This window comes from Burkholderia sp. WTPI3 (genome assembly GCF_021483755.1).
In the GTDB taxonomy this organism is placed as follows: Bacteria; Pseudomonadota; Gammaproteobacteria; order Burkholderiales; family Burkholderiaceae; genus Burkholderia.
In genome coordinates, this window is record NZ_JAGIXF010000015.1 from 65122 (window position 1) to 89705 (window position 24584).

General features: G+C 68.7%; 21 protein-coding genes and 3 pseudogenes. 11 read left to right on the forward strand and 13 right to left on the reverse strand.

Annotated elements, in window-relative coordinates:
• The first annotated feature begins 1 nt into the window (after window position 1).
• Together J7024_RS10745 and J7024_RS10750 are read left to right on the forward strand one after the other, a co-directional pair.
• Entirely contained in the window at window positions 2-1600 is a 1599-nt protein-coding gene (locus J7024_RS10745; protein ID WP_124830217.1) for an ABC transporter permease, read from the forward strand.
• 31 nt (window positions 1601-1631) lie between these two features.
• Window positions 1632-2681, forward strand: a pseudogene (locus J7024_RS10750) (ABC transporter ATP-binding protein).
• A gap of 14 nt (window positions 2682-2695) precedes the next feature.
• Here the strand turns inward: J7024_RS10750 and J7024_RS10755 are convergent.
• From J7024_RS10755 to J7024_RS10780, 6 genes and pseudogenes are all read right to left on the reverse strand, one after another.
• The gene (locus J7024_RS10755; RefSeq protein ID WP_124830219.1) at window positions 2696-3211 is read right to left on the reverse strand and encodes an SRPBCC family protein; all 516 of its coding nucleotides are present in this window, start codon (window positions 3209-3211) and stop codon (window positions 2696-2698) included.
• A 41-nt stretch (window positions 3212-3252) separates the two neighbouring features.
• Window positions 3253-3885, reverse strand: a complete 633-nt coding sequence (locus tag J7024_RS10760; protein WP_124830220.1) for a LolA family protein — start codon at window positions 3883-3885, stop codon at window positions 3253-3255.
• Window positions 3882-4268 (reverse strand): quinol oxidase, encoded by a 387-nt coding sequence (locus tag J7024_RS10765; protein ID WP_124830221.1) that lies wholly within the window; start codon window positions 4266-4268, stop codon window positions 3882-3884. The genes J7024_RS10760 and J7024_RS10765 overlap by 4 nt, the downstream gene beginning before the upstream one ends.
• 270 nt (window positions 4269-4538) lie before the next feature.
• Window positions 4539-6084, reverse strand: a pseudogene (locus J7024_RS10770) (beta strand repeat-containing protein).
• Between the two features lie 449 nt (window positions 6085-6533).
• Window positions 6534-7778: an NAD(P)/FAD-dependent oxidoreductase gene (locus tag J7024_RS10775; RefSeq protein ID WP_124830222.1), complete on the reverse strand. Its 1245-nt coding sequence runs from the start codon at window positions 7776-7778 to the stop codon at window positions 6534-6536.
• A gap of 68 nt (window positions 7779-7846) precedes the next feature.
• Window positions 7847-8626 carry an ABC transporter substrate-binding protein gene (locus tag J7024_RS10780; RefSeq protein WP_124830223.1) on the reverse strand — a complete coding sequence of 260 codons (780 nt, stop codon included), beginning with the start codon at window positions 8624-8626 and terminating at the stop codon, window positions 7847-7849.
• Between the two features lie 340 nt (window positions 8627-8966).
• Between J7024_RS10780 and J7024_RS10785 the strand changes: the two genes are divergently transcribed.
• The 5 genes and pseudogenes from J7024_RS10785 to J7024_RS10805 all read left to right on the forward strand — a co-directional run bounded on the left by J7024_RS10785 (window position 8967) and on the right by J7024_RS10805 (window position 13372).
• Window positions 8967-9941 carry an ornithine cyclodeaminase family protein gene (locus tag J7024_RS10785; protein ID WP_124830224.1) on the forward strand — a complete coding sequence of 325 codons (975 nt, stop codon included), beginning with the start codon at window positions 8967-8969 and terminating at the stop codon, window positions 9939-9941.
• Window positions 9938-10672, forward strand: a complete 735-nt coding sequence (locus J7024_RS10790; RefSeq protein WP_124830225.1) for a helix-turn-helix transcriptional regulator — start codon at window positions 9938-9940, stop codon at window positions 10670-10672. The genes J7024_RS10785 and J7024_RS10790 overlap by 4 nt, the downstream gene beginning before the upstream one ends.
• 153 nt (window positions 10673-10825) lie before the next feature.
• Window positions 10826-11560 carry a DsbA family oxidoreductase gene (locus J7024_RS10795; RefSeq protein ID WP_124830226.1) on the forward strand — a complete coding sequence of 245 codons (735 nt, stop codon included), beginning with the start codon at window positions 10826-10828 and terminating at the stop codon, window positions 11558-11560.
• Between the two features lie 143 nt (window positions 11561-11703).
• Window positions 11704-12225: pseudogene (locus tag J7024_RS10800) on the forward strand (MFS transporter); the annotation flags it as partial.
• A gap of 358 nt (window positions 12226-12583) precedes the next feature.
• Window positions 12584-13372: a sulfite exporter TauE/SafE family protein gene (locus tag J7024_RS10805; RefSeq protein ID WP_175751280.1), complete on the forward strand. Its 789-nt coding sequence runs from the start codon at window positions 12584-12586 to the stop codon at window positions 13370-13372.
• Window positions 13373-13451: 79 nt separating this feature from the next.
• On the opposite strand, the gene J7024_RS10810 is transcribed toward J7024_RS10805, so the two are convergent.
• From J7024_RS10810 to J7024_RS10820, 3 genes are all read right to left on the reverse strand, one after another.
• Complete coding sequence (locus J7024_RS10810) at window positions 13452-13745, reverse strand: hypothetical protein (RefSeq protein WP_233409948.1); 294 nt, start codon at window positions 13743-13745, stop codon at window positions 13452-13454.
• A gap of 200 nt (window positions 13746-13945) precedes the next feature.
• Window positions 13946-14446, reverse strand: coding sequence for a nucleotidyltransferase domain-containing protein (locus J7024_RS10815; RefSeq protein WP_234745026.1), 501 nt, complete (start codon window positions 14444-14446; stop codon window positions 13946-13948).
• A 284-nt stretch (window positions 14447-14730) separates the two neighbouring features.
• Window positions 14731-16566 (reverse strand): S10 family peptidase, encoded by a 1836-nt coding sequence (locus J7024_RS10820; RefSeq protein WP_124830229.1) that lies wholly within the window; start codon window positions 16564-16566, stop codon window positions 14731-14733.
• A 232-nt stretch (window positions 16567-16798) separates the two neighbouring features.
• Between J7024_RS10820 and J7024_RS10825 the strand changes: the two genes are divergently transcribed.
• A complete protein-coding gene (locus J7024_RS10825; RefSeq protein WP_234745027.1) occupies window positions 16799-16966 on the forward strand; it encodes a hypothetical protein in 168 nt (55 codons plus the stop codon).
• Window positions 16967-17177: 211 nt separating this feature from the next.
• On the opposite strand, the gene J7024_RS10830 is transcribed toward J7024_RS10825, so the two are convergent.
• Window positions 17178-19268, reverse strand: coding sequence for a D-(-)-3-hydroxybutyrate oligomer hydrolase (locus tag J7024_RS10830; protein WP_175770659.1), 2091 nt, complete (start codon window positions 19266-19268; stop codon window positions 17178-17180).
• A gap of 138 nt (window positions 19269-19406) precedes the next feature.
• Window positions 19407-19772: a BON domain-containing protein gene (locus tag J7024_RS10835; RefSeq protein WP_098549604.1), complete on the reverse strand. Its 366-nt coding sequence runs from the start codon at window positions 19770-19772 to the stop codon at window positions 19407-19409.
• Window positions 19773-20211: 439 nt separating this feature from the next.
• On the opposite strand from J7024_RS10835, the gene J7024_RS10840 reads away from it, so the two are divergent.
• From J7024_RS10840 to J7024_RS10850, 3 genes are all read left to right on the forward strand, one after another.
• On the forward strand, window positions 20212-21639 hold the full coding sequence (locus J7024_RS10840) for a TAXI family TRAP transporter solute-binding subunit (protein WP_124830231.1): 1428 nt from the start codon (window positions 20212-20214) through the stop codon (window positions 21637-21639).
• A gap of 93 nt (window positions 21640-21732) precedes the next feature.
• Window positions 21733-22371: a 2-hydroxychromene-2-carboxylate isomerase gene (locus J7024_RS10845; protein ID WP_124830232.1), complete on the forward strand. Its 639-nt coding sequence runs from the start codon at window positions 21733-21735 to the stop codon at window positions 22369-22371.
• 68 nt (window positions 22372-22439) lie between these two features.
• Window positions 22440-23387, forward strand: coding sequence for a LysR family transcriptional regulator (locus J7024_RS10850; RefSeq protein WP_124830233.1), 948 nt, complete (start codon window positions 22440-22442; stop codon window positions 23385-23387).
• A 25-nt stretch (window positions 23388-23412) separates the two neighbouring features.
• Here the strand turns inward: J7024_RS10850 and J7024_RS10855 are convergent, their stop codons facing one another.
• A complete protein-coding gene (locus J7024_RS10855) occupies window positions 23413-23832 on the reverse strand; it encodes a nuclear transport factor 2 family protein (protein ID WP_124830234.1) in 420 nt (139 codons plus the stop codon).
• Window positions 23833-23920: 88 nt separating this feature from the next.
• On the reverse strand, window positions 23921-24583 hold the full coding sequence (gene xdhC / locus J7024_RS10860) for a xanthine dehydrogenase accessory protein XdhC (protein ID WP_124830235.1): 663 nt from the start codon (window positions 24581-24583) through the stop codon (window positions 23921-23923).
• Between the last annotated feature and the right edge of the window lies 1 nt (window position 24584).

Here is a 24584-nt window from a genome sequence, read left to right on the forward strand (position 1 = left end):
CATGAGCGACGCCGTGTCCAGCACGGCCCGCGCGACGCCCGACGGCGAGCGCACCGCGACGCGGCGGCGCCCGTCGCGTGCGCTCGTCGCGGCCGCCGCGTGCGGGCCGCTCGCAATCCTGCTGCCGCTCGGCTTCACGCTGTACCGCGCGGCGACCTTCGGCTTCGACGATGCGATCGAGCTGCTGTGGCGGCCGCTCGTCGGCGAACTGCTCGTCAACACGCTGTCGATCACGCTGGCCGCGACGCTCGCGTGCGCGCTGCTCGGCACGGCGCTCGCGTGGTTCATCGAGCGCACCGACCTGCCCGCGCGGCCGCTGTGGACCGCGCTCGCCGCCGCGCCGCTCGCGGTGCCGCCGTTCATCACCAGCTACGCGTGGGTGTCGCTGAGCCTCGACCTGCAGGACTTCGCCGGCGCGCTGCTCGTGCTGACGTCCGCGTACTTTCCGCTCGTCTACCTGCCGGTAGCGGCGGCGTTGCGCGAGCTCGATCCCGCGCTCGAGGAAAGCGCGCGCACGCTCGGCTGCTCGCCATGGCATACCTTCTTTCGCGTCGTGCTGCCGCAACTGCGCCCCGCGCTGTGCGGCGGCATGCTGCTCGTCGCGCTCGGCGTGCTGTCCGAGTTCGGCGCGTTCCAGTTGCTGCGCTTTCGGACCTTCACGACCGAGATCTACGCGGAATACCGCACCGCGTTCGACGGTGGCGGCGCATCGCTGCTCGGCTGCGTGCTGATCGCGCTGTGCCTGCTGTGCCTTGCCGTCGAGGCGCGTGCGCGCGGCCATGCACGCTACGGCCATACGCATCGCGCCGCACGCCGCGTCGCGATGCGCTACCCGCTCGGCTGGCTGCGCGGCCCCGCCGTCGCGGTGTTCGCCGCCGTTGCGATCGCCACGCTCGGCGTGCCGCTCGCGATGATCGGCTACTGGCTCACGCAACAGGGGGCCGCGGCCGTCACGCCGGCCGACGTGTCGCCCGAACTGCTGTTGCAGACCACGCTTGCATCCGCCGGCTACGGTCTGACGGCCGCTGCCGTGACGACGCTGCTCGCGCTGCCGCTCGCGTTCCTGCTGGTGCGCCACCCGAGCAGCGTCGCGACGCTGCTCGAACGCACGGCGATGACCGTGCAGGGCGTGCCGGGCATCGTCGTCGCACTCGCGATCGTGTCGATCACCGTGCGGCTGCTGCAACCGCTGTACCAGAGCGCGCCGGCGCTCGTCGCCGCCTACGCGATCCTGTTCCTGCCGCTCGCGATCGTGAGCGTGCGCGCGGCGCTGTCGCACGTACAGGTGCGGCTCGAGGAAACCGCGCGCTCGCTCGGTCTCGGCTGGCGCGCGACACTCACGCGCGTGGTGTTGCCGCTCGCGGCGCCAGGCCTCGGCGCCGCCGCGACGATGGTATTCATCTCGGTCGTGACGGAGCTGAACGCGACGCTGCTGCTGTCGCCGATCGGCACGCGCACGCTCGCGACGCAGGTGTGGAGCGATACCGCGACGCTCGCGTTCGCGGCCGCGGCGCCGTATGCGGCGCTTCTGGTCGCACTGTCGCTGGGCGCGTCGGGCCTGTTGTTCCTGCTGCTCGGCCGCGCGTCCGTGCGCCACTGAGCGCGCCGCCCTCTTTCCCCCGGAACCGCTCATGAGCGAATTACGCATCCACGGCCTGTCCAAATCGTTCGGATCGCATACCGTCCTGCACGACATCGACCTCACGGTACGACGCGGCTCACGGCTCGCGCTGCTCGGCCCGTCCGGCAGCGGCAAGACGACGCTGCTGCGCGTGCTGTGCGGCTTCGAGCACGCGGAGCGCGGCACCGTCGAGATCGACGGCCGACGCGTGGCCGCACCCGGCCTGCATCTGCCGCCCGAGCAGCGCCGGATCGGCTACGTGCCGCAGGAAGGCGCGCTGTTTCCACATCTGTCGGTGGCCGACAACATTGCATTCGGGCTGCCGCGCGCGGCACGTCGACGTCATCATCGCGTCGACGAGCTGCTCGAGATGGTCGGGCTGCCCGCATCGTATGCGAGCCGCGTGCCGCAACAGCTGTCCGGCGGACAGCAACAGCGCGTCGCGCTGGCGCGCGCACTTGCGCCCGAACCGTCGCTCGTGATCCTCGACGAGCCGTTCTCCGCACTCGATACGTCGCTGCGGCACGAGACACGCACCGCGGTCGCCGATGCCCTCGCCGCCGCAGGCGCGACGTCGGTGCTCGTCACGCACGATCAGCCCGAAGCCATGACGCTCGGCGATGAAGTCGCGGTGATGTGGCAGGGCCGGCTCGTGCAGACCGCCGCGCCGCAGACGCTGTACCGGCAACCCGTCACGCGCGACGTCGCGTCGTTCGTCGGGCAGGCCGTGCTGCTCGCGGGCCGCGTGCGCGACAGGCGCATCGTGTGCGTGCTCGGCGGAAGTTGCCGCTCGTCGCACCGCTGCCGGACGGGCCGGCAGACGCGATGCTGCGTCCGGAACAGATCGGCATCGCGCCCGCCGCCTGCCGGCACCGCGAGCAGTCACGCCGCGCGGGTGGAAGCCACGCAGTTCGCCGGGCAGGACGCCGACGTGCTCGTGCGGCTCGACGCCGCTGCCGACACCCTCGTGCGCGCGCGCGTGCCGGGGCATCGGTGTCCGGCCGTCGGCGAGCGCGTCGCACTCGTCGTCGACGGTGCGGTGATGGCGTACGCGCGCTGACCGGCGCGCCGGGCTCACACGTCGGCGCAGTCCGCGCCCGCGGCCGGCCGGAAGGTGCGGCCGTCCGTTTCGACTTCGGCACCGAGCCGGCGCGCCAGGCCTTTCGCGCCTTCGCGCATCACGACGTCGTGATTCCATCTGAACAGCGGGCGCGCAACCGGCTCCAGCCAGTTCATCCAGCGCTCGCGGGTGCGGATGTGCCAGTCGTAGCGCACGACGGTGCGCGTGCCATCGGCGCCGAACGACCAGCACCCGTCGCCTTCGATCGCGCCGCTCGCGCGGCCTTCGAGCACGTGCGGCGGCTCGATGCGCAGCACGCGCATGTCGAAGGTCAGCCGGTACGGCAACGCCCCCTTCCAGGTGTACCGCTGCAGCGAGCCGACGCCTCGTGTGTCGCCGCGCTCGATCTCGACGGTCCGCACGGCGCTCTTCCACCAGTCCGGCCAGCGGTCGACCTGGTAAATCGCCTCCCAGACGACCGCGAGCGGCGCATCCACGCGCCACGTCGTCGAAAACCGGTATTCCGCCATGCAGCCTCCGGCGTGTCGTGTCGTGCGCGCATGACGCGCGATCAGGGCGCGAAAAAGCGTGCGGGAAACGCGACGTCGATCTCGACGTCGTCGAGCGTCACGGTTTCGAGCGGCTCGCCGTCGCCATCCGCGAAACTGACGACCTTCAACGGGAAGCCGTCCTCGGTGTCGAGCCACAGCTCGTAGCGATGCACGCCGTGGATCGCATGCGCGGGCGCGCCCGTCACCGATACGCGCAGCGCGGTGCGGCCGCTGACGGTTTCCTCGCCCCCGGTCACCGTCGCACCGCCCTGCTGCAGCGCATGGACGTTGCGCAGCAGCGCGCCGACGTCCGAGTGGTCGACACGGTGGCCGCTGCGATCGCGCACGAGCGGATTGGACGGCGACAGCGTCAGCGCGGGCGGTGCATGTTCGCCGAACGGACGCAGCCGGACCTTGCCTTCGCCGGGATCGTAGGCGAGCACCGCGCCATGGTGGGGCGACACGAAATCCATCCGGACGAAGCCGGGTTTCAGGTACGCGTAGTGAATCTCGGTGCGCTCGCCGCTTCTCCCCGACGCGCGAATCGTCGCGCGGTACGACTGGACGTGGTCGAAATGCGCCTGCGCGACGGTCACGGGATCGGCTGTCATGCTCGCTCCTATCAGGCTCGCGGCCAGCAATGCGGCGATCATGGCGCCGCCTCGACGTCGAACGCGCGTTCGATGCCGCGCTCGCGACGGCCGCCGAAGAACGGCAGCCGATGCGTGAAATGGCAGGCGAAGCCGCCGCGCTCCGCCGCGATGAAGCGGAAGGTACGCGGTGCCGCATCCGCTCCCGCGTGCGGCGCGATGCCGGCCTGCCGCGCGTCGATGTCGACACCGGGCGGCGCGAAGGCCGGTTTGCATCCGACCGGTACCGGCGCGAGTGCAGCACAGTTCCCGTGCGCAATCCGGATGCCCGCTGCGCGGCCCCGCAGCACGCCGCACGCCACGCAATCCTCGTCGGCCGGGTTCCCTTCGACGCTGCGCAGCGCTTCCGTCACCCGCCGCGCGACCACGCGCTGCATCGTCTTCATTCCCGCTCTCCTGGGCGTGGCCTGACACCACCGCACCGCCGGATCGAACGCTCGACTTCGTCGCGTCCATTATCCCGCTGCGAACGGGATGTGCGAGACCGGACATTCCACGACATCGCACGATGGCCGGCGGCGACCGCGCACCGGCCGGTGATCCGGCACAAGCAATCGGGGATCCAAAGAAAACGCGGCATGACATTGCTGTCATGCCGCGTTGCGCGCCCTGGTTCGCTCGGCGGACGATGCGTCGCCGCCCCGCGTTCGCGCAGGTTACTTCGGCAGTGCGCCCGTCACCGACTGAAGCAGCGTCGACACCGGTGCGAGCAGGTTGTTCGCCGAGCCGCCGCCCGAGTGCGACGCGCCCGACAGGCCCGGCACGGAGCCGAGCGCCGTGCCCAGCGTCGTGCCGACCGCATTGACGACCGCAGTCGTCGCATTGGTGCCCGTCGACAGCAGCGAGCCGGCGGTGCCCGACGACGTGCCGGCCGCCTGCCCGAGCGCCGCCGGGCCGTTCGCGAGCGCCCTGATCACCGAGCCGAGCGCACCGGTCAGCGCGCCGGCCGGGTTGCCGCCGCCGGCACCCGACGTACCGACGACCTGGCTCACGACGCCTTGCACCGGCGCGAGCGCGTTCGAGCCGCCGAGATTGCCAAAATTGCCGAGCGTGCCCGTCACCGAGCTGACCGCGTTGCTCAGCGCGCCGGCAGGATTGCCGCCGCCGAGCGTGCCGACGACCTGAGTCACGACGCCCTGCACCGGCGCGAGCGGGTTCGAGCCGCCGAGGCTGCCGAGCGCGCCCCGCACCGAGCCGAGCGCACCGGTGAGCACGCCCGCCGCGTTGCCGCTCGTCGGCAGCGCGTTCTGCAGGCCGCTGACGAGGTTCGTGATCGGCGTGATCGGGCTGCCGCTGCCGGCGCCTGCACCGGACAGCGTGCCGACGACCTGATTCACGACACCCTGTACCGGCGCGAGCGGGTCCGATCCGCCGAGGTTGCCGAGCGTGCCGGTCAGCGAGTTCACCGCGCCCGTTATCGCGCCTGCCGGGTTGTCGCTGCCCAGCGTTCCGGCGAGTTGCGTGACGGCGCCCTGCACCGGCGCGAGCGGGTTCGATGCGCCGCCGGCGTTGCCGAGCGTCCCTGCGATCGTATTGACCGCGTTGCCCAGCGTACCGGCCGGGTTGCCGCTGCCCAGCGTGCCCGTCACCTGGTCGACGACGCTCTGGAGCGGCGCAATCGGGGTCGCGCTGCCGGCAGCGCCCAACGCGCCGGTGACGGTGCCCAGGACGCCGGTCAGCGCATTTGCCGGACTGCTGCCGACGAGGTTGCCCAAGGCACCGGTCACCCCGCTTGCCGGGTTGCCGCCGCCGAGCGGGCCGGTTACCTGATTCACCACACCTTGAAGCGGCGCCAGCGGGGATTTCACCGCCGCCGGCGTTACCCAGTGCGCCCGTTGCCGCGCCGAGTGCGTTGCTCAACGCGCCCGCCCCCGTATTCAGCGCGCCGCTCAGTGCGCCAGCCGGATTGCCTCCGCCGAGCGCGCCCGTCAGCGCACCCGCCGCACCCGACAGCGCGTGACCGGGATTGTCGAGCGACGTCGGGGCCGAGCCCGATGCGCCCGTCACCACCGCAACCGAACCGAGCGGCGACGTGGCCGTCGCGACCAGCCCGACGGATACGTTGCTCGCCGGCGGATTGACGATCGCTTGCGGGATCGGCAGCGCACCGAGCGACTCGGCCATGGCAGCCCCCGAAGCGAGTCCCCCGAACGCCGTCGCGACCGACAACGCCATCCCCGTCAATTTGAGTTTTTGCCGCATCGTTACCCCGTCTCGGTTGACACTACGTTGATCAAGCATGGGGACCGATTGCACGAAGCATGCCACCGCGACGAAGCGGATTCGTTCGTTGGCTCATTGCAAGCCAATCACGTTTTTTTCAGGAATTTCCGGGTAAAAGGCGCGCCGAATCGCCTTAATCGTCCGACGAAAAAGGCGTGCGGAACGCCGATGTAACGTAACGTTGGCGAGGCTGCGGTAACGTGTTCCGGTACATGCCGGCCTGCCCGGACGGACTTGCCGTTCCGCTTTTCATCGCAATGAAACTGCATTGATGAATCGCGATTTCCGAATTTTTCTATTTCGCGATTTCTTTCCGCCCGATTACGCAAATTGCTTGCGCTCGCGCGTCAATCCAGTCGCCGATCGCTCCGGCCGGCTCAACGAACAGCCGCGGCAGCCGCACGCGCGGCCGCCACGGTCCGGCACGCTCAGCCGAAGCGCGCGGGGCGATACGGATGCGGATCGATGTAGGTCGGCGCGCCCGTCATCATTTCCGCGAGCAACCGTCCGGTTGCGGGGCCGAGCGTGAGCCCGTGATGACAATGGCCGAATGCGAACCACAGATGACGATGGCGCGGCGCAGGCCCGATAACCGGCCGCATGTCGGGCGTGCACGGCCGCATCCCGAGCCACGGCGCCGGGTCGAGACGCTCGCCGATGCCGAACGCGTTGCGCGCGAGCGGCTCCGCGCGCGCAAGCTGCACGCCGGTCGGCGGCGCGCCGCGCAGCGCGATCTCGACGCCGGTCGTGAGCCGCAGGCGGCCGCCTTCCATCGGCGCGACGACGAAGCCCTCCTCGGTGTCGCACACCGGCACGTTCAGCGGCGTGCGGGTCGGCCGGTAGTGCATGTGATAGCCGCGCTTCGCGCGCAGCGGAATCCGGTAGCCGAGCGGCGCGAACACGTGATCGGACCACGGCCCGAGCGCCACCACGACCGACTTCGCCGAAACCGGACCGTGCCCGGTATCGACCTGCCAGCCGTCGCGCACTTGCGCAAGCGTCGTCGCGTCGCCGGACACGAACGTGCCGCCGTCGCGCTCGAACAGCCGCGCGTAGGCCTTCGTCAACCCGCCCGGGCTCGACACGGTCTTCGGATCCTGCCAGTGGAAGGCACCGCAGAAGGCATCGCCGATGCCGGGTTCGCGATCGCGCAGCGCACGCGCGTCGAGCACGCGCATGCGCAATCCGTGCGCGTCGGCCACGCGCTGCTGCGCGCGCGTTTCCGCGTCGAACAGCGCGGGCGAGCGGAATGCCTCGATCCACCCGCCGTCGTGCACGAGCGGCTGCGCGTCGGTGCGCGCGAGCAACGCGTCGTGCTCGACGACGCTCGCCGCCACCAGCGGCAGCATGTCGCGCGCGGCGGCCGCGAGCCGTTGCGGCGACGATTCGCGCCAGAAGCGCGCGAGCCAGCCCGCATAGGCGGGCAATGCTTTGTAGTCCCAATAGAGATCGACCGAGCGGTTGCGCGCGTAGCGCAGCAGCGTGCCGAGCCGGCGCGGGAACGCGTACGGCACGACCGACGAGCGCTCGATCAGCCCGGCATTGCCGTGGCTCGTTTCCTCGCCGGGCGCGCGCCGGTCGACGAGCGCGACACGCAGCCCGCGATCCTGCAGATGCAGCGCCGACGACACGCCGACGATGCCGGCCCCCAGAACGATGACGTCGAAATCCATGCTTTTTCCGTACTGCGTCGAGATTCGGTACGACGCGCACCGGCCCCGCGGCCAGCGCGCGGGGAGACTTACTTCGCGATGATGTCGCGCTTGAAGTACTTCTGCGACAGCGCGCCGAGCGTGCCGTCCTTCTTCAGCGCATCGAGCGCGCCGACGATCCTCGCCTGCAGCGCCTTGTCGCCCTTGCGCATCCCGAAGCCGGTGCCTTCGCCGAGCGTCGCGGGATCCTTCAGCGGATCGCCGACGATCTGGTAATCGCGCCCCGCCGGCTTGTCGAGGAAACCGTCCTGCGCGGTCTGCGCTTCCTGCACGGCCGCGTCGAGACGGCCGGCGACGAGATCCGCGTAGATCTGGTCCTGATCCTGGTACGACACGACGGCGACGCCCGCGTTGGCCCAGTGCGCCTTCAGGAAATCCTCCTGCGACGACCCCTGCAGCACGCCGACGTGCTTGCCGCGCAGGCTCGCCGCATCCGGGCGCAGCGGCGAGCCGCGGCGCGCGACCATCACGATCGGCACCACGTAGATCGCCGGCGTGAAGTCGATGCTCTGCTTGCGCTTCGCGGTGATGTTCATCGCCGAATTGATCGCGTCGAACTTGCGCGCCTGCAACGCCGGGATCAGCCCGTCGAACGCGTTCTCGACCCATACGCACTTCATGTTCAGCTTCGCGCACACCGCGTTGCCGATGTCGACGTCGAAACCCTGCAACTGGCCGGCCGGCGTCTTGCTCTCGAACGGCGGGTAGGCGGCTTCGATCCCGAAGCGCAGCGTGGTCTGTTCCGCGTGGGCCGTGACGGCCGCGCACGCAAGCGCCGCGACGGCGCAAAGGGAAAGCTTCCAGTTCATGGCGGAGGTCCTTCGGTTCTGGATTGAGGCGGTGAAGACCGGTCGCATGACGCCGTGCGGCGGCACGCCGGTCTGCACGCGAAATATAGACTCTTAGTCTACTATAGACTATAGGGGATACGATAATCCCGGTCAGGATGCCGCCTGCATAAATTCCGCGGATTGCGCAGAATGACGTTGATTTATCGGGGTTTTTCCAATATCCACGGGCACCATCCCGTCCCGAAAAGAAAATTTCACCAGACTTCTTTTGTCTATATTAGAATTTTAGTCCATTACGAACACCGCCGGACGCCGTCTTTCGAGACTGTGTCGTCCAGCTCCCGACCGGAGAAGTCCCATGACGCAACCCGCCCCGACCCTGCCGCTGACCGTCGACGAAGCCGCGGTGCGCGCAGCGCTGCCGTCGCTCGACGTGCTCGGCACGCTGCGCCGCATGTTCGCGTCGCTCGCGTCGGCCCGCGCGGTGCAGCCGCCGCAAACCCTCGCGCTGTTCCCGGAACAGGCCGGCGACTTCATCACGTACCTCGGCGCGCTCGCCGACGAACAGGTGTTCGGCGCGAAGCTGTCGCCCTACATCGTGACCGGCGGCAAGCCCGCCGGAAGACCGATCGTCACCGCGTGGACCGCGCTGATGTCGATGCGCACCGGCCAGCCGCTGATGTGGTGCGACGCCGGGCTGCTGACGGTCGAGCGCACGGCCGGCACGACCGCGCTCGCGGTCGACTGCCTCGCGCCGCGCGATGCGCGCCGGCTCGCCGTGATCGGCACGGGCGCGGTCGGCCTCGCACATCTGCGCCACACCGCGGGATTGCGCGACTGGACTTCGATCAGCGTCCATTCTCCGGCGCTCGCCGACGACGCCGCGCTGCAGGCGACGCTCGCGCAGATCGATCCGCGCTCGCGACCGGCCGCGAGCGTCGAAGCGTGCGTGCGCGACGCGGATGTCGTCATGCTCTGCACGTCGTCGGGCACGCCGGTGCTCGCCGACGGCATGCTCACGCGCCCGGCGCTCGTCACGTCGATCAGCACGAACGTCGCGCGCGCACACGAAATCCCGCCCGCATGGCTGCCCGACATGGACGTGTACTGCGACTACCGGCACACCACGCCCGCGAGCGCGGGCGAGATGCAGATCGCGGCGGCCGAACACGGCTGGTCGCCCGAGCGGATCGTCGGCGACCTGCCCGCGCTCGTCGCCGGCAGTTGCGGGGCGCCGTCGCGCACGCGTCACGCGTTCTTCCGCTCGATCGGCCTCGGACTCGAGGACATCGCGATCGCACACGCGCTGTACACGCAGCTGACGCGCGCATGAGCGTCACGCGCACGCGGGGCCGATACAATGGCGCAACCGCCGACGCACCGCCCGGCCCCCGCTCACCCGAGATGGCGATTCCGATGCGCAAGAAGCAATCCCCCGTCAAAGACCTGCTGCTCACCCGCTACGCACCGATCGCCGACGGCATCGCGGCGCTGTTCTTCCCGTACGCGGAAGTCGTGATCCACGACCTGCACGACCAGACCGTGCTGTATCTCGCGAACAACCTGTCCAAACGCGAGGTCGGCGACGACTCGGCGCTCGAGGAAATCGATCATTCGGCACGCGAACGCGTGATCGGCCCATACGAGAAGCTGAACTGGGACGGACGGCGCATGCGCTGTGTCAGCAACGTGCTGTTCGACGACGAAGGCCACCCGGCCGGGATGATGTGCATCAACTTCAACATCGCGGTGTTCGACGACGTCCGCGCGACGCTCGACGTGTTCATCAAGGGCGCGGGCGTCGTCGCGCAGCCCGACGAGCTGTTCCGCGACGACTGGCAGGAGCGCATCAACACGTTCCTGCACGGCTGGCTGCGCGAGCGTCAGGTCGGCCTGAACGGGCTCACGCGCGAGCACCGGCGCGAGCTCGTCGAGGCGCTGCATGCGGAAGGCGCGTTCCGCGGCAAGAGCGCCGCGAACTATGTCGCGAACGTGCTCGGGATGGGCCGCGCGACCGTCTACAAGCACCTGAAGCATCTGAAGGAAACGCAGGACGACGCGTAAACCGGCAAGCCGCGCGTCGCATCGGCGCGCGCCGGATACCGCTTGCTCGCACGGCTGCACGGCCAGTGTCGGGCAACGCGGCCGCGCCGCCCCCGGCATCGAAACCGGAAAATGATATAGTCTCGGTTACATTTTTTGCTGCCCGGAGTCCCGATGCCGATCACCGCTGCCCCGACCGACCGCCCGACCCTGACCGTCGAAATCTGGTCCGACCTGATCTGCCCGTGGTGCTGGATCGGCAAGCGCCGCTTCGACGAGGCGCTCGCCGCGTTCGCGCACGCCGAGCACGTCGAGGTCGTGCTGCGCGCGTACCGGCTGATGCCGGGCCATCCGGTCGAGCCGGTCGAGGCGATGCTAGCGGGCAAGTACCGGATGTCGTCCGCGCAGGTCGACCAGATGCTGCGCCAGGTGACCGACGCGGCCGCGAGCGTCGGGCTGAACTACGACCTGCCCGGCACGCTCGCCGGCGACACGCTCGACGCTCACCGGCTCGTGAAGCTCGCGGAAACGACGGGCCGCGCGCACGCGCTGACCGAGCGGCTGTACCGCGCGTATTTCTGCGAACACGGCTCGCTGTTCGATCACGCGGCACTGCTCGATTTCGCGGTCGAAGCGGGGCTGGAGCGCTCGGCAGCCGAAGCCGTGCTGCGCGGCGACGCATACCGCGACGAAGTCGAGGCCGACATCGCTCTCGCTGGGCAGATCGGCGGACGCGGCGTGCCGCTGTTCGTGTTCGGCGGCCGCTACGCGGTGTCGGGCGCGCAACCGGCTGACGTGTTCGCGCAGGCGCTCGACCAGGCGTGGCGCGACGGCGGCATCGTCGAGCTGACCGGCGACGCCGCCGCTGCCTGCGGCCCGGACGGCTGCGAACTGCCGCCGCGCGAATAACACCCGGCGCCCGGCGCGCCACGCCGTCGTGCGAAGCGCGCCCGTCACGACGCGCCGCTGCTGCCACAAACCGGCAGGAACCGCGCGAATGACGTCTACAACGCAGCCTTTCAAATACCTATCGAAAAGAAGGCTGCAAGCCCATGACCCACGGGTTTCACGGCGAGAAACGCTGGTACGCGCTGATCGTCCTCTGCCTCGGCGTGCTGATGATCGTGCTCGACAGCACGATCGTGAACGTTGCGCTGCCGTCGATCAGCACCGATCTCCATTTCACCGAGACGGCGCTCGTGTGGGTCGTCAACCCATACCTGCTGACGTTCGGCGGCTGCCTGCTGCTCGGCGGCCGGCTCGGCGACCTGTACGGCCAGCGGCGCATGTTCCTCGCAGGCCTGGTCGTGTTCACGCTCGCGTCGCTCGCATGCGGCCTCGCGCAGTCGCAGACGATGCTGATCGCCGCGCGCGCGGTGCAGGGCTTCGGCGGCGCGATCGTGTCGGCCGTGTCGGCCGTGTCGCTGTCGCTGTCGCTGTCGCTGTCGCTGTCGCTGTCGCTGTCGCTGTCGCTGATCATGAATCTGTTCAGCGAGCCTGGCGAACGGGCGCGCGCGATGGGCGTCTACGGCTTCGTGTGCGCGGGCGGCGGCAGCATCGGCGTGCTGCTCGGCCTCGCGCTGCGCATCCGTCGCCAGGATGCGGTCCCCGGCGTCGGCCCCGCGATGCACTGACGGCCGGCCGGGGCACGCACTGCCACGCCCCGGCCTCTCCCGCTTTTCCGGGCGGGCCTGCCCCGCCGCCCGCCAGCCCGCCAGCCGCACGCGCGTCGCCCTTCCGGCACGACACACGTTCAAACGACCGTTTCACGCACGACGAACCGCACGCCCGGAGGGCTTCTCCGGCCGATTTTTAACGTAGTCGTACACCGAAGCGCCACTTTTGCGACAATGGCAGACTTTGACGCCGCGCCGCAGCCAAGCTGCCGCCGCCACGCGCCGCCGCCGAACGCCGCATAACCGCCTGCCTCCGATGTCGCTTCCCCATATCGATCTGCTGTACTCCCTGTCCGGCCTGTTCGTCGGCATTCTCGTCGGCCTGACGGGCGTCGGCGGCGGTTCGCTGATGACGCCGATCCTCGTGCTGCTGTTCGGCGTCCATCCCGCGACGGCAGTCGGCACCGACCTGCTGTACGCGGCCGCGACCAAGGCCACCGGCACGCTCGTCCACGGGCTGAAGGGGTCGATCGACTGGCGCATCACCGGCCGGCTCGCAGCGGGCAGCGTCCCGGCCGCGGCCGTCACGCTGTGGGCGATGCATGCGCACGGGATGAATTCGCCGGGCACCGCGCGGGTGATCCAGCTGGTGCTCGGCGTCGCGCTGCTGCTCACGTCGCTCGCGCTGATCTTCCGGCCGCAGCTCACCGCCCTCGCCGCGCGCAATCCGCTCGCACCCAGCCCCGCGCGCACGCTATGGTCGACCGTGCTGACCGGCGTCGTGCTCGGCGTGCTCGTGTCGATGACCTCGGTCGGCGCCGGCGCGATCGGCGTCACCGTGCTGCTGCTGCTGTACCCGACGCTCGCGACCACCCGCATCGTCGGGTCCGACATCGCGCACGCGGTGCCGCTCACGCTCGTCGCGGGCATGGGCCACTGGCTGCTCGGTTCGGTCGACTGGTCGATGCTGCTGTCGCTGCTGCTCGGCTCGCTGCCCGGCATCGTGCTCGGCAGCCTGCTGTCGGCGCGCGCGCCGGAGCGCCTGCTGCGCAACCTGCTCGCCGCGACGCTCGTCGCGGTCGGCGTGCGGCTCGTGCTCGCGTAAGCAGCCTCTGCCCTGACGAAACACGCCACCTCGGTGCGTGCGCCTGTCATCGTCTCCTTGACGGATTTCCAGCCGGGTCTCACGGCATACCGGTCAGCGTACGTGCAACTGGCAGATCCTTCGCCAGGATGCTCAGCATGGTGGCGGCCTCTGCTTTCGACACCGGCGGAAATGGCGAAACGTACGACGTGCCGTTGCGTCGCTCGTGCGCCTTCGTGATGAAGGCGAACTCCGGAGCACTCACGCCCAATGAGGCAGATACACGCTGGATGGCCAGGTTACGGCCTGCATCCTTGGTTCGCACCTCGTAGAACTCCAGGACGGCCTGTACCACCTGGAAGTAGCCTTCGCAGGCCAAGGTAAATACTTGCAAATGCCGGGCAGGATCCAGCTCGTCGGCAGTGGCCTTGTAATCGTCGGCATTGCGCAGGAAACCCGCAATTGCCCCGGGCGTCGGCGCAACGGCATCAAAGGCTTTCGTCTTGATGAGGTTTTCGTATTCAGTTGGGCGGCTGCATCACAGAATCCTCAACGTGGGGCCTTGGGCGATCTGCGCCATGACAGGGTCGGTGTCTACCAACACGGTCCATTCGGCAGGCTCGTACAACGAGAAGTTGATGGGACGCAGCAGATTCTGCTCGGCGCGTGCATGGCTTCGGATAGCTCGAGGAGTTGGATGTCACCGATGACGATCAGATCGATGTCGCTGCGGGCGCTATCGGTGCCCTTGGCCACCGACCCAAACACGAAGGCCGTGGAAATATGCGAGGCGAAAGGCAACAAAGCTTCCCTCAAAGGCTCCGCCACGGCAAACGTCTTCCGTGCGATCTCCACCAATTCCGCATAGAGGATGAATTCCGTATTCGCGCGGACGCTCCGTTGTCGACCTCGTCGGGCATCCTCCTTGAGTACGCCGGCTTCGATCAGCCGGTCCACCTGCTTCTGAGCGCTTCCACGCTCACTGTTTGCCAAATGCAGCAATTCCTGCAGCGTAAAACTGCGATCGGGTTGCAATAGCGCAGCACCCAGGACGCGTTGCATGCCCGGCGTGAAGAGAAAGTCGGCAAGGCCCACGAAAATCCTCAAACCAGGGATGATCGTCCTCGTTATGAGGATATTCAGGCAAATCCTCAATAGAGGGCTTTCCATCCTTCTTTTGGGAATTACAAGATGCCGTCACTGGTGACTTCCAGGGCGATGCACGCCTGCAAGGACGAGACGATGCCCCGGGAGTCCTCGACTCACGGGGCATCTTGAGGAACGGCGGAGGTCCGTTAACACACGCGATACGAAGCGCAGGAACGCATGAGCGGGTCAGTTTTTTTCCCGCAGCGGCGGACGCGCGCCATCCGCCATGCTTACCGCCCCTGCTGCTCCAGTTGCTGCTGCTTGAGCTGCTGCGTGCGCGCCTGCAGCTTCAGCACGCGTTGCAGCGCGGACCGGTTCGCGAGGATGCCGTCGTAGAAGCTGCCGAGGTCGCCCTTCAGCGCGGTGCGCGACGCGTCGTTCAGATAGATCATGTGACCCGACGGGTAGTTCTTGATCGTCAGGTTCTGCGCCTTGAGCGTCGGATCGAGCGGCATCTGCGCGAGCGTCAGCTCGGTCTGGTGGAACGGCGTGACCGCATCGAAGTAGCCGTTCGCCGACAGCACCTTCAGATCCGGGTTCACGCTCATCGTCGCCGCCAGGTCGCCGGCCGTGTAGAGCGTATTGCCGCCGCCCTTGTTCGCGCCGGTCGGGTCGGTGTGGCTGAAGTCCCAGTTGTTGAAGACCTGGTCGTTCAGGTCCACGAACGACGACGTCGACGTGTACTTGAGGTCGGTGTTGATGTAGCTGTTCCACAGCACCGTGTACGCGCCGCCGACGTTCGTGATCGACGGATCGTTGCTGCCCGAGTTCGGCAGGATGTACGGTGCGATGCCCTTGCCCGTGTAGTTCGCGCGACCGTCGTACTGGCCGATCTGCGTGCCCGGCACGAGCGTCAGGAAGAACGTGTACGGCGGGTTGTCGTCCGACGACGGCACGTTGCCGAGCGCGGCCGGGTTGCCGAAGGTCTGGATCAGCGACGTCGGATCCGTGCCGATGTACGAGCCCATCTGCTGCGCGGTCTGCAGGTTCAGGTTCAACCGCACGTTCACGAAGCCGCCGTCCTGCGGGTTCGGCTTCTGCGCGAGCGGCGCGAGCGTGTTGTCCGCGTAGTTGCGGGCCTGCACCATGTACGCGTCGAGATCGGTCGGCGTCGGGTTGAGCGTCGTCTTTTTCCAGTAGAACGCATCGGCCGCGAGCGTCGGGAACGTGCCCGGCGCGGACAGCGCATTCGCATAGTCGAGGATCGACGACTGCAGCGTGATCCCGTTCAGGTCGATGCCGTCCTCGTGCAGCACCCACGACACGACCGCGCTGCGCGCCGTGCCGTACGACTCGCCGTACAGGAACTTCGGCGAATTCCAGCGCGAGTACTTGGTCAGGTAGCGCTGGATGAAGCGGTCGATCGAGCGCGCGTCCTGGTCGGTGCCCCAGAAGTCCTTGTTTTTCGCCGGGGCGATGGCCGCCGAATAGCCGGTGCCGACCGGGTTGATGAACACGAGGTCGGTGCGGTCGAGCAGGCTGTCCGGGTTGTCGAGCAGCTTGTACGGGGCCGGCGGCGTGAAGTTCGGGAACGACGACTGCAGGCGCTTCGGCCCGAACGAGCCGAGCAGCAGGTAGACCGACGACGAGCCGGGGCCGCCGTTGTAGAAGAACGTGACCGGGCGCGGCTTCGACGGATCCGGGTTGTCCTGCGTGTACGCGACGTAGAACATCTTCGCGTTCGGCGCCGACGTGGTCGGGTCGATGGTGGTCAGGTGGCCGGTGGTGGCCGTGTACTTGATGGTCTTGCCGCCGATCGTGACCTGGCGGTGCACGACTGCTGCGCCTTCGGTCGAGTCCGTGACCGCGTCGTCGGGCCCGGTGCCGTACACGTCGTTATCGACGTACGGCTGGTCGGCCGCAGCCGCCGTCGTGTCGGCGCTGGCCGACGTGCTGCCGTTCGACGTCGTCGCGGCCGCCGCGGAGGTCGCGGCGGACGGCCCTGATCCGTCGTCGCCGCCGCACCCCGTGACGAGCAGCGCCGCCGCCGCGGCTGCGGCGAGCGGCACGCTCAGTGTCGTTCCAAATAGCGCGAAACCGTCTTTCAAGGACTTCAGTGTCGTCATTATTGCCTCTCGAACAGAACGATAAATACCGCCGCTCGCAAAGGATCATTTGCGCCGGCGCTCCGCACCGGAATGCATTCGTTATGCGACGCATTCCGAGTTTTTTACCGGGTCAGCGAATACCGACCGGCATGATTTACCCCACCCATATTTCGTGATTGCACAATGGAATCAATTCCATTGCGAACGACAATTCAATAATCCGCAGCAATGCAGATTCAGGCGACCATCCATGCTCGTCATCAACCAAAAAGCAAAAGGCTCCCCCGCAAAGCCCGCCGGACAAGGCAGCCTCGCTTCGAACAGACGAACGATCCCCGCCGACGAGAGGCCGGCCAAGCACAAAACGGCGGCCAGTCGCTGCTCGAATCGACTTAATGAAATCGAAAGGATCGGTTAATTATGCGGAAAGAATTATTGTCTCTCGGTAATTTATTAAATTAAGTGAAAATATCGGCGCATATTAGATTCCGGGTTTTCCGCCGTAAAGTAATAATTTGTTACAGAGCAGGTCATTCGGATAAAAGACCGTACGGAACCGATTCCGGGCGCTGAAAAGAAAAAAGCCGGACGACTTGTCCGGCTTCGGGCGTACGGCGCGCCGGGCGCCGTCAGAGCGGCACGTCGATCGTGCCGGCGCCGGCGGTAATCGCGTTCGCGCCGGGCGACGACGAGATCGGCGGCAGGTTAGTGCTCGTCAGCGCGGGCGCGGCGCCCGGCGTGCCGCCGCGCGGCACCGTGCGGATCACCTGCGACGGCGGCAGCGGCGCGCCATTCTTCAGGTGCCGCCACATCAGGTTCAGCGCCTGCAGGTTGTAGTAGTGAACCGGCACGAAGCGCGTGTCGAAGCCCGCCACCGGCAGGAACGCGTCGAAGTGCTGGCCGTTCGTCACCTCGTAGAACACGAGCTGGCTGCGGCCGCCTTCGCTGATGCCGTTTTGCGCGACGTATGCGCGCGACGCATGGTTTACCGGCACGAGCGCGTCGCTGCGGCCCTGCACGATGATCGCCGGCTTGCCCTGCAGGTTCGCGTTCACGCGCACCGCGTCGACGTTCGCCGGCATGTCGAGCATCCCGCTGGTCCACAGCTGGCGCAGACACAGCGCGCCCGCGAAGCTGGCATCGGGCGTCGCGAGCCGGTGGTCGATACCCGCGCCGGTGTTGAACACGAGATCGATGCCGGCCGTCGGCGGCACGCCGTTGCCGAGGCCGAACACGGCCGGCATCGGCGACGCCGCGGGCGGCGCGACCGTGCCTGTCGCCGCGCTGGTGGTGGCGAAGCTGAAGTTGCACAGGTTGTCGGTCGCGCGCGAGCGCGTGTACGCGTTCGCATAGGTGACCGCGATCGCCGGAATCGCCTGCGAATCCCACATCGGCGCGTGCAGCAGGTCGGAATCGGCGAGATAGCCGGCCGCGTGCAGTTGCGCGAGCGCGTCGGCGGCCTGGCTCGGCGTATCGGCGCCCGACACGAGTCCCGCCGCGGCGAGCGTCGCGCAGCGCTGCGTGCGGATCGACTGCGTGGTGGCGAGCGGCAGCGCGCTCAGGTACGGCTCGCCGGCGAGCGACGCCGACGCGGCCGCGCACGGCTGCAGCAGGTTCGCGAGCGTCGCGTAGTCGGCCAGCGGCCGGCCGAACGACGGCACCGGCTGGCCGCCCTCGCGCACGACCGCGTTCGCCGCCATCCGCACGTTGATCTGCGGCTCGCCGACCACGACCGCCGTAATCCAGCGGCGCGTGTCCTGCTCGGCCGCCGCGAGCGCGGCGCCACCGCCGTTGCTGACGGATGCGGCGATCGTCGTGATGTCGCCCGGGTGGTAGCGCACGCCGCGATGCGAGCCGTCGAGCAGCGGCCCGAACCGCTCGTTGAGCGCCCAGTAAGCGAATTCGACCGACTGCAGCGTCGCGTGGCCCCAGTCCTGCTCGGGATTTTGCTGCGAATGCGCGTGCTTGAACGCGTAGCGGTTCGGGAAGCGGCTGTTGTACGTGGCGAGATCGCCGCTCGTCACGTTGGCGGTGAAGAGGCTGGCGCTGCCGGCCAGCACCGCGTTGGCGAGCGTGCCGTCGATCAGCGTGATCGTGTCGGTGCCGAGCTCGTGCGCGCCGTTGCCGCCGCCCTTGTCGTTGTACGCCACGGCACAGCCGCGCTTGAGCCCCCATTCGCCGGCCGCCGAAATCGCGCCGTACACGCCGCGCGAGCCCGACGACGTCGCCGTGACGATGCACGGCTGCGCCGGATCGAAGCTCGCGGGCACCTGCACGAGCAGCGTCACGTTCTTGCGGCCGCTGCCGTCGTCGGAGTACGCGAGATACTCGGTGCCGGGGATCTTGCCTTCGCCGAGCGTGTCGTTGCCGTCGAGGTCGACGTTCGGCCCCCAGAAGCGGCCGTAGCCACCGTTGGCGCTCATGTCGACGAGCGCGCGGTAGTTCGACCAGATCGCGACCCGGCGCAGCTCGGCGCTCGTCGGCCGCGACGGATTCGCGAATGCCGGTGCGGTGGCGGCGGCGAGGCCCGTCTTGCCAAGGCCGGCCGTCAGCAGGTCGTCGCTCGTGCCGTCATAGGCGGTCGTGCGCACGCTGCCGGACACGAAGCCGGGCAGCCGGTTGCGTTCGCCCGAATCGTCGCCGTTGCAGGCGCCGAGCATCGTAGCCGCGGCCAGCGCCGCGCCGAGAAGAATCCGACTGCCCCACCCGTGCGTCGTCATTGCCGCCCTCTCGATCTCGTCATGGGTCCGCCGCCACGTCGTGCGCGGCTAGCGGCCTTTGAAGCGCAAACGGGCCCCGGCATGCCGGGGCCCGCCTGAATGCGGGCGCGGACGGCGCTGGCGCGCCGCCGCCCGGCGTCATTGCTGCTGGACCGTCAGCTTGTTCGTGACCGACGTCACGCCCTTCACGCCCTTGGCCGCGGCTTCCGCCTTGTCGATCTGTGCCTGCTCGGGCACCGTGCCCTCCAGCGTGATCGCCCCGCCCTTCGAACGTACGACGAGGTTCGACACGTTCACGCCGCCATCCTTCGTAATCGCCTTGCGCACCGCGTAGCCCAGCTTGCGGTTCGCCTTCTTCGCGGTCTTGGCTGCCGCCTTCGGCGAGCTCGTCGCCGCGGCCGGCGCTTCGGTGGCCGCCGCATCGCTCGACTGCGCGTATACGCTGCCCGTCAAACAGGCCGCCACGGCCGCAACACCCAACGCTCTCAACACAATCGACTTCATGCTATCTCCTTGTGACTCCGGAACGGCCGTGCACAGTACGGCCGGAAACCCCCAAAGGCAGCCGGCCCGCGCGCAAACGGGCGGGACGGCCGATGATTTCCACGGCGATGCGAGAGAGGCGACACGGGCCGGCGACCGGCGCGCGCGAATGCGGGCCGGCCGGGCCGGACAGCCGCCGGCCGGACGCGCCCGGTCTCATTGCGTGCCGGGTCGCGCGCGAATCGGGCGCGGCTGCGTCGGACAATGTAATCCAGCGCCCGCCGAAGCGCAAAGCTTTTGAAGCGCGCCCGCCCGCCGACGTGGGCGCACAGCCGCGCCGCGCCGCCCGGCTCGCGCACGTGCGGCGAAACCGGGTACCATCGCCGCCAGAACGTGCACCGCGTGCATCGTCGATGACGGTCGTCATCGATGCGTCACACCCGTGTCATCCGCCGATTCCATGAAGCCTGCCCGCCCTCGCCCGCCACGCCGCATCCTCGCCCGCTTCGTCGCGGTGTCGTGGCGCGACCTCGCCCTGTCGATCGGCCCTACCGTGCTGCTCGCCGCAGCGGCCGTCTGGCTCGCGGTCAAGCTGATCCAGCCCGCGCCGCCGTCCACGCTCGTGATTTCGTCCGGGCCGCCCGGCAGCACATACTGGAACGCCGCGCAGAAATACAAGACGATCCTCGCGAAGAACGGCATCACGCTCGACGTCGAGGCGTCCGAAGGATCCGCGCAGAACCTCGCGCGCCTGTCGAACCCGAACGCGCCGGTCGACGTGGGCTTCGTGCAGAGCGGCATCGGCCCGAAGGAGCGCGACGAACACCTGGTGTCGCTCGGCAGCATCGGCTACGTGCCGCTCGCGATCATGTACCGCGGCCCGATCGTCGCGCGCCTGTCCGATTTCAAGGGCAAGCGGCTCGCGCTCGGCGCGGAAGGCAGCGGCGCGCGCGAGCTGAGCCTCGCGCTGCTGAAGATGAACGGCATCGTGCCGGGCGGCTCGACCGAGCTGCTGCCGACCGCCGGCGAAGACGCCGCGACCGAACTGCTCGACGGCAAGATCGACGCCGCGTTCCTGTCCGGCGACTCGACGCAGATCCCGGTGATGGCGAAGTTGTTCCGCGCGCCCGGCGTGCACGTGTACTCGTTCACGCAGGCCGAAGCGTACGCGCGGCGCTTCCCGTACCTGACCGCGATCACGCTGCCGATGGGCGTCTACGATCTCGGCCGCAACCTGCCGCCCGCCGACATCCATACGGTCGCACCGACGATCGAGCTGGTCGCGCGCGACACGCTGCATCCGGCGCTGTCAGACCTGCTGATCGAGGCCGCGCGCGAAGTCCACGGCCACGCGACGATCCTCCAGCACGCGGGCGAATTCCCGTCGCCGATCACGCGCGGCTTCCCGCTGTCGGACGATGCGGCGCGTTACTACAAGTCGGGCAAGACCTTCCTGTACCGGCGCCTGCCGTTCTGGGTCGCGAGTCTCGTCGACCGGCTGCTCGTCGTGGTGGTGCCGCTGATCGTCGTGCTGATTCCGGGGCTGCGGCTCGTGCCGTCGCTGTACGGCTGGCGCGTGCGCTCGCGCATCTACCGCTGGTACGGCGCGCTGATCGCGCTCGAGCGCAGCGCCCTCGGCGAGCATACGGCCGAGGAACGCGTCGCGCTGCTCGACGAGCTCGACGACATCGAGGAAGCCGTGAACCGGATGAAGATGCCGCTCGCGTATGCGGGACAGTTCTACGTGCTGCGCGAGCACATCGGCTTCGTGCGCGAGCGGCTCACCGCGCACGACCGCGACACGGCGGCAGGCACGCCCGGCGCCGACACCGGCGTCACGTCGCCGCCGGCCGGCGCGCCCCCTCGGGCGACTCCCGGTTCCGCATGAGCGGACGATCCGCGATCATTACCGCATCCGCGCGCCACCGCGTAACATGAGGGCCACCGCCAGGCGCGCACGCCCCACCTCTGGAGATCCGCCATGACAACCGGCCTCGACACTGCCCAGCCTGCCTGGTTCTTCGACTTCGTGTCGCCGTTCTCCTACCTGCTGCTCGAACAACACGACAAGTGGCCGGACGTGCCGTTCGAACCCGTCGCCGTGTCGCTGCCCGACCTGCAGCGTCACTGGGGGCAGCGCTCGAGCGCGGACGTCCCGGCCAAGCGCGTGTTCACGTACCGTCACGCGCTGTTTCGCGCCGAACAGCTCGGCATCCGCTTCAAGATGCCGCCCGCGCATCCGTTCGATTCCGACAAGGTGCTGCGCCTCGCGATCGCGCTGCGCGCCGACATCGCGACCGTGCTCGAAATGTTCCGCTTCATCTGGCGCGACGGCAACGATCCGTCGACACCGGACGGGTTCGCCGCGCTGTGCGAACGCGTCGGCGTCGGGCACGGCGACGAACTGATCGAATTCGAGGAAACGAATGCACAACTGCGCCGCAACACCGATGACGCGATCGCGCTCGGCGTGTTCGGCGTGCCGACTTTCTGGATGAACAAGCAACTGTTCTGGGGCGAGGACGCGCTGCCGATGGTGCTGTACTGCGCGCGCACGCCGAACTGGCTCGAGTCGCGCGAAGTCAGGCGGATCAGCACGCTGCCGAAGGGCCGCGCGTGATGGCCGGTATCACGCACGGCAACGCGCGGCTGCGGTAAGGTTACGCTTCCCCGAATCGACCCGCCCCGATGGAAGACGACGACCGTACCGCCTCGCTCGATATCTGGCTCGTGCGCGTATTGCGCACGCTGCTGCTCGAGCGCAGCGTCACGCAGGCCGCGCTACGGCTGAACCAGACCCAGCCCGCGATCAGCACCGCGCTGCGCAAGCTGCGCGAAACGCTGAACGACCCGATTCTCGTGCGCGGCAAATCCGGGATGGTGCCGACCGAATACGGCGCATCGCTGCTCGGCGCGGCGTCGCGCGCGCTGCGCGAAGTCGACTTCATCGCGACGCCGCACGGCGACTTCGATCCGTCGTCCGCGCGGCGCACGTTCCGCGTCGCCGCGCCCGACTACCTGAACGACTTCTTCATGCCGACGCTGATCGAGCGCTTTCGCGACGCGGCGCCGCATGCGCATCTGGAAATCGATTCACTGAATCCCGCGCTCGATCATGCGGGCGCGCTCGAATCGGGCGCGCTCGATCTCGTGATCGGCAACTGGCCGAAACCCGATCCGCGCTTCGCGCGCCAGGACCTGTTCTCCGACACGATCGTGTGCCTGATGCGCGACGCGCATCCGCTCGCGCACGCGCCGCTCACACGCGAGGCGTACGCGTCGGCCGCGCACGTCGCGCCGACGCCGTACACCGGCGACAAGCGCAACGCGATCGAAATCGGCCTCTCGCGCGCGCGCCTCACGCGGCGGATCGTGACGACGCTGCCGTACTTCGGGATCGTGCCGCAGGTGCTGCTGCAATCGGACCTGATCTTCACGACGACGCGCCGCTTCGCAACGCACTATGCGCAACTGCTGCCGCTCGTCGTCGTCACGCCGCCCGTGCCGTTTCCGCGCATCAAGAGTTACCTGCTCACGCATCCGCAGCCGGATCGCCCGACCGACATCGCGTGGCTGTGCGCGCTGATGCAGAGCGTGTCCGACGAACTGACGGCGCAACGCGGCCGCAAGCGCTGACGCGCAACCGCACGGGCCTTCGCCTTCAGTCCGCGCGGCTCGCTTGCGCCGCGCAGGTCGTTTCCTGCAGATGGGTCCAGCGCACGACGCCCGCCGCGTCGCGCTCGAACACGGCCGTCGCGCGACGCGCGGGCAGCTCGCCCGATGCCGCATGCTGCGCCTCGAAATAGGTAAGCACCGCATGCGACGCATCGGCCGCAAGCACGCGGATTTCCGACAACGCGATGCGCAGCCCGGGCTTCACGCCGCCGAGCGTCGCGAACAGCGCGCGCGTGCCGTCGCGATCGAGCGCGCGACCGTCGGTCATGATCATCGTGAAATCGTCGGAGAACAGCGCGATCAGCGCGTCGAGCGCGGCGGGTGAAGTGTCGACGCCGGATAGCCAGCGTTCGATGACGACGAGGCTCGTATCGAGCGCGTCGAGATAGGCCTGATGATCGGACATGGTGCCTGCGCGAAAAAAATGCGCGGCCCCATGCCGCGCATTCCGTGCAGTGTATGCAAAAACGCGCGCGTGCGCGTCGCGCATGCGGTTATCGCGCGCAGCTCACGTCGTCGCGCGTGCGACCCGCCGCGGCCGCCTTTGCATCGGCGACCGGCGTGCCCGAGCGCGCCTGCAGCAGTTCCGCACAGACGGCCACCGCGATCGCGCCCGGCGCCTTGTCGACGATGCCCGCAACCCCGATCGGGCACACCATCTCCGTGAGCCTGACCGGATCGACGCCGCGCGCCGCGAGCCGGCGTTCGAACTTCACGCGCTTGGTGCGCGAGCCGATCATCCCGAAGTACGCGAAGTCGCGCCGCCGCATGATCTGCGCGGCGAGCGAGAAGTCGAGCGCGTGGTTGTGCGTCATCACGAGGAAGTACGCGCCGGGCGGCGCCGCGTCGACGACGGCCTCCGGCGTGTCGGTTGGCTCCGGCTGCACGTTCGGCGGACATTCGTCCGGGAACAGCTCGTCGCGCGTGTCGACCCACTGCACGACGCACGGCAATGCGCCGAGCAGCGTGACGAGCGCGTGACCGACGTGCCCCGCGCCGAACAGCACGATGTGCATCGGCGGCCGCGCGGCGCTCGCACGGTTGCGCCGGCCGGTGCCTTGCGCGAACGCGTAGTCCGATGCGCCCGCGCACGCGCCGTCGCACCCGGCGACGGGCGCATGCGACGCGGCACGCAGCGAGCGGGTGGGCCCGTTCATG

Bases quoted from the DNA above. Each gene is read 5' to 3' on its own strand.
- J7024_RS10765 (WP_124830221.1), bottom strand. From the start codon at position 4,268: ATGAAGACGATGCAGCGCGTGGTCGCGCGGCGGGTGACGGAAGCGCTG.
- J7024_RS10745 (WP_124830217.1), top strand. From the start codon at position 2: ATGAGCGACGCCGTGTCCAGCACGGCCCGCGCGACGCCCGACGGCGAG.
- J7024_RS10790 (WP_124830225.1), top strand. From the start codon at position 9,938: ATGAGCGTCACGCGCACGCGGGGCCGATACAATGGCGCAACCGCCGAC.
- J7024_RS10775 (WP_124830222.1), bottom strand. From the start codon at position 7,778: ATGGATTTCGACGTCATCGTTCTGGGGGCCGGCATCGTCGGCGTGTCG.
- J7024_RS10795 (WP_124830226.1), top strand. From the start codon at position 10,826: ATGCCGATCACCGCTGCCCCGACCGACCGCCCGACCCTGACCGTCGAA.
- xdhC (WP_124830235.1), bottom strand. From the start codon at position 24,583: ATGAACGGGCCCACCCGCTCGCTGCGTGCCGCGTCGCATGCGCCCGTC.
- J7024_RS10805 (WP_175751280.1), top strand. From the start codon at position 12,584: ATGTCGCTTCCCCATATCGATCTGCTGTACTCCCTGTCCGGCCTGTTC.
- J7024_RS10820 (WP_124830229.1), bottom strand. From the start codon at position 16,566: ATGACGACACTGAAGTCCTTGAAAGACGGTTTCGCGCTATTTGGAACG.
- J7024_RS10845 (WP_124830232.1), top strand. From the start codon at position 21,733: ATGACAACCGGCCTCGACACTGCCCAGCCTGCCTGGTTCTTCGACTTC.
- J7024_RS10855 (WP_124830234.1), bottom strand. From the start codon at position 23,832: ATGTCCGATCATCAGGCCTATCTCGACGCGCTCGATACGAGCCTCGTC.
- J7024_RS10760 (WP_124830220.1), bottom strand. From the start codon at position 3,885: ATGATCGCCGCATTGCTGGCCGCGAGCCTGATAGGAGCGAGCATGACA.
- J7024_RS10780 (WP_124830223.1), bottom strand. From the start codon at position 8,626: ATGAACTGGAAGCTTTCCCTTTGCGCCGTCGCGGCGCTTGCGTGCGCG.
- J7024_RS10835 (WP_098549604.1), bottom strand. From the start codon at position 19,772: ATGAAGTCGATTGTGTTGAGAGCGTTGGGTGTTGCGGCCGTGGCGGCC.
- J7024_RS10840 (WP_124830231.1), top strand. From the start codon at position 20,212: ATGAAGCCTGCCCGCCCTCGCCCGCCACGCCGCATCCTCGCCCGCTTC.
- J7024_RS10755 (WP_124830219.1), bottom strand. From the start codon at position 3,211: ATGGCGGAATACCGGTTTTCGACGACGTGGCGCGTGGATGCGCCGCTC.
- J7024_RS10850 (WP_124830233.1), top strand. From the start codon at position 22,440: ATGGAAGACGACGACCGTACCGCCTCGCTCGATATCTGGCTCGTGCGC.
- J7024_RS10830 (WP_175770659.1), bottom strand. From the start codon at position 19,268: ATGACGACGCACGGGTGGGGCAGTCGGATTCTTCTCGGCGCGGCGCTG.
- J7024_RS10825 (WP_234745027.1), top strand. From the start codon at position 16,799: ATGCTCGTCATCAACCAAAAAGCAAAAGGCTCCCCCGCAAAGCCCGCC.
- J7024_RS10785 (WP_124830224.1), top strand. From the start codon at position 8,967: ATGACGCAACCCGCCCCGACCCTGCCGCTGACCGTCGACGAAGCCGCG.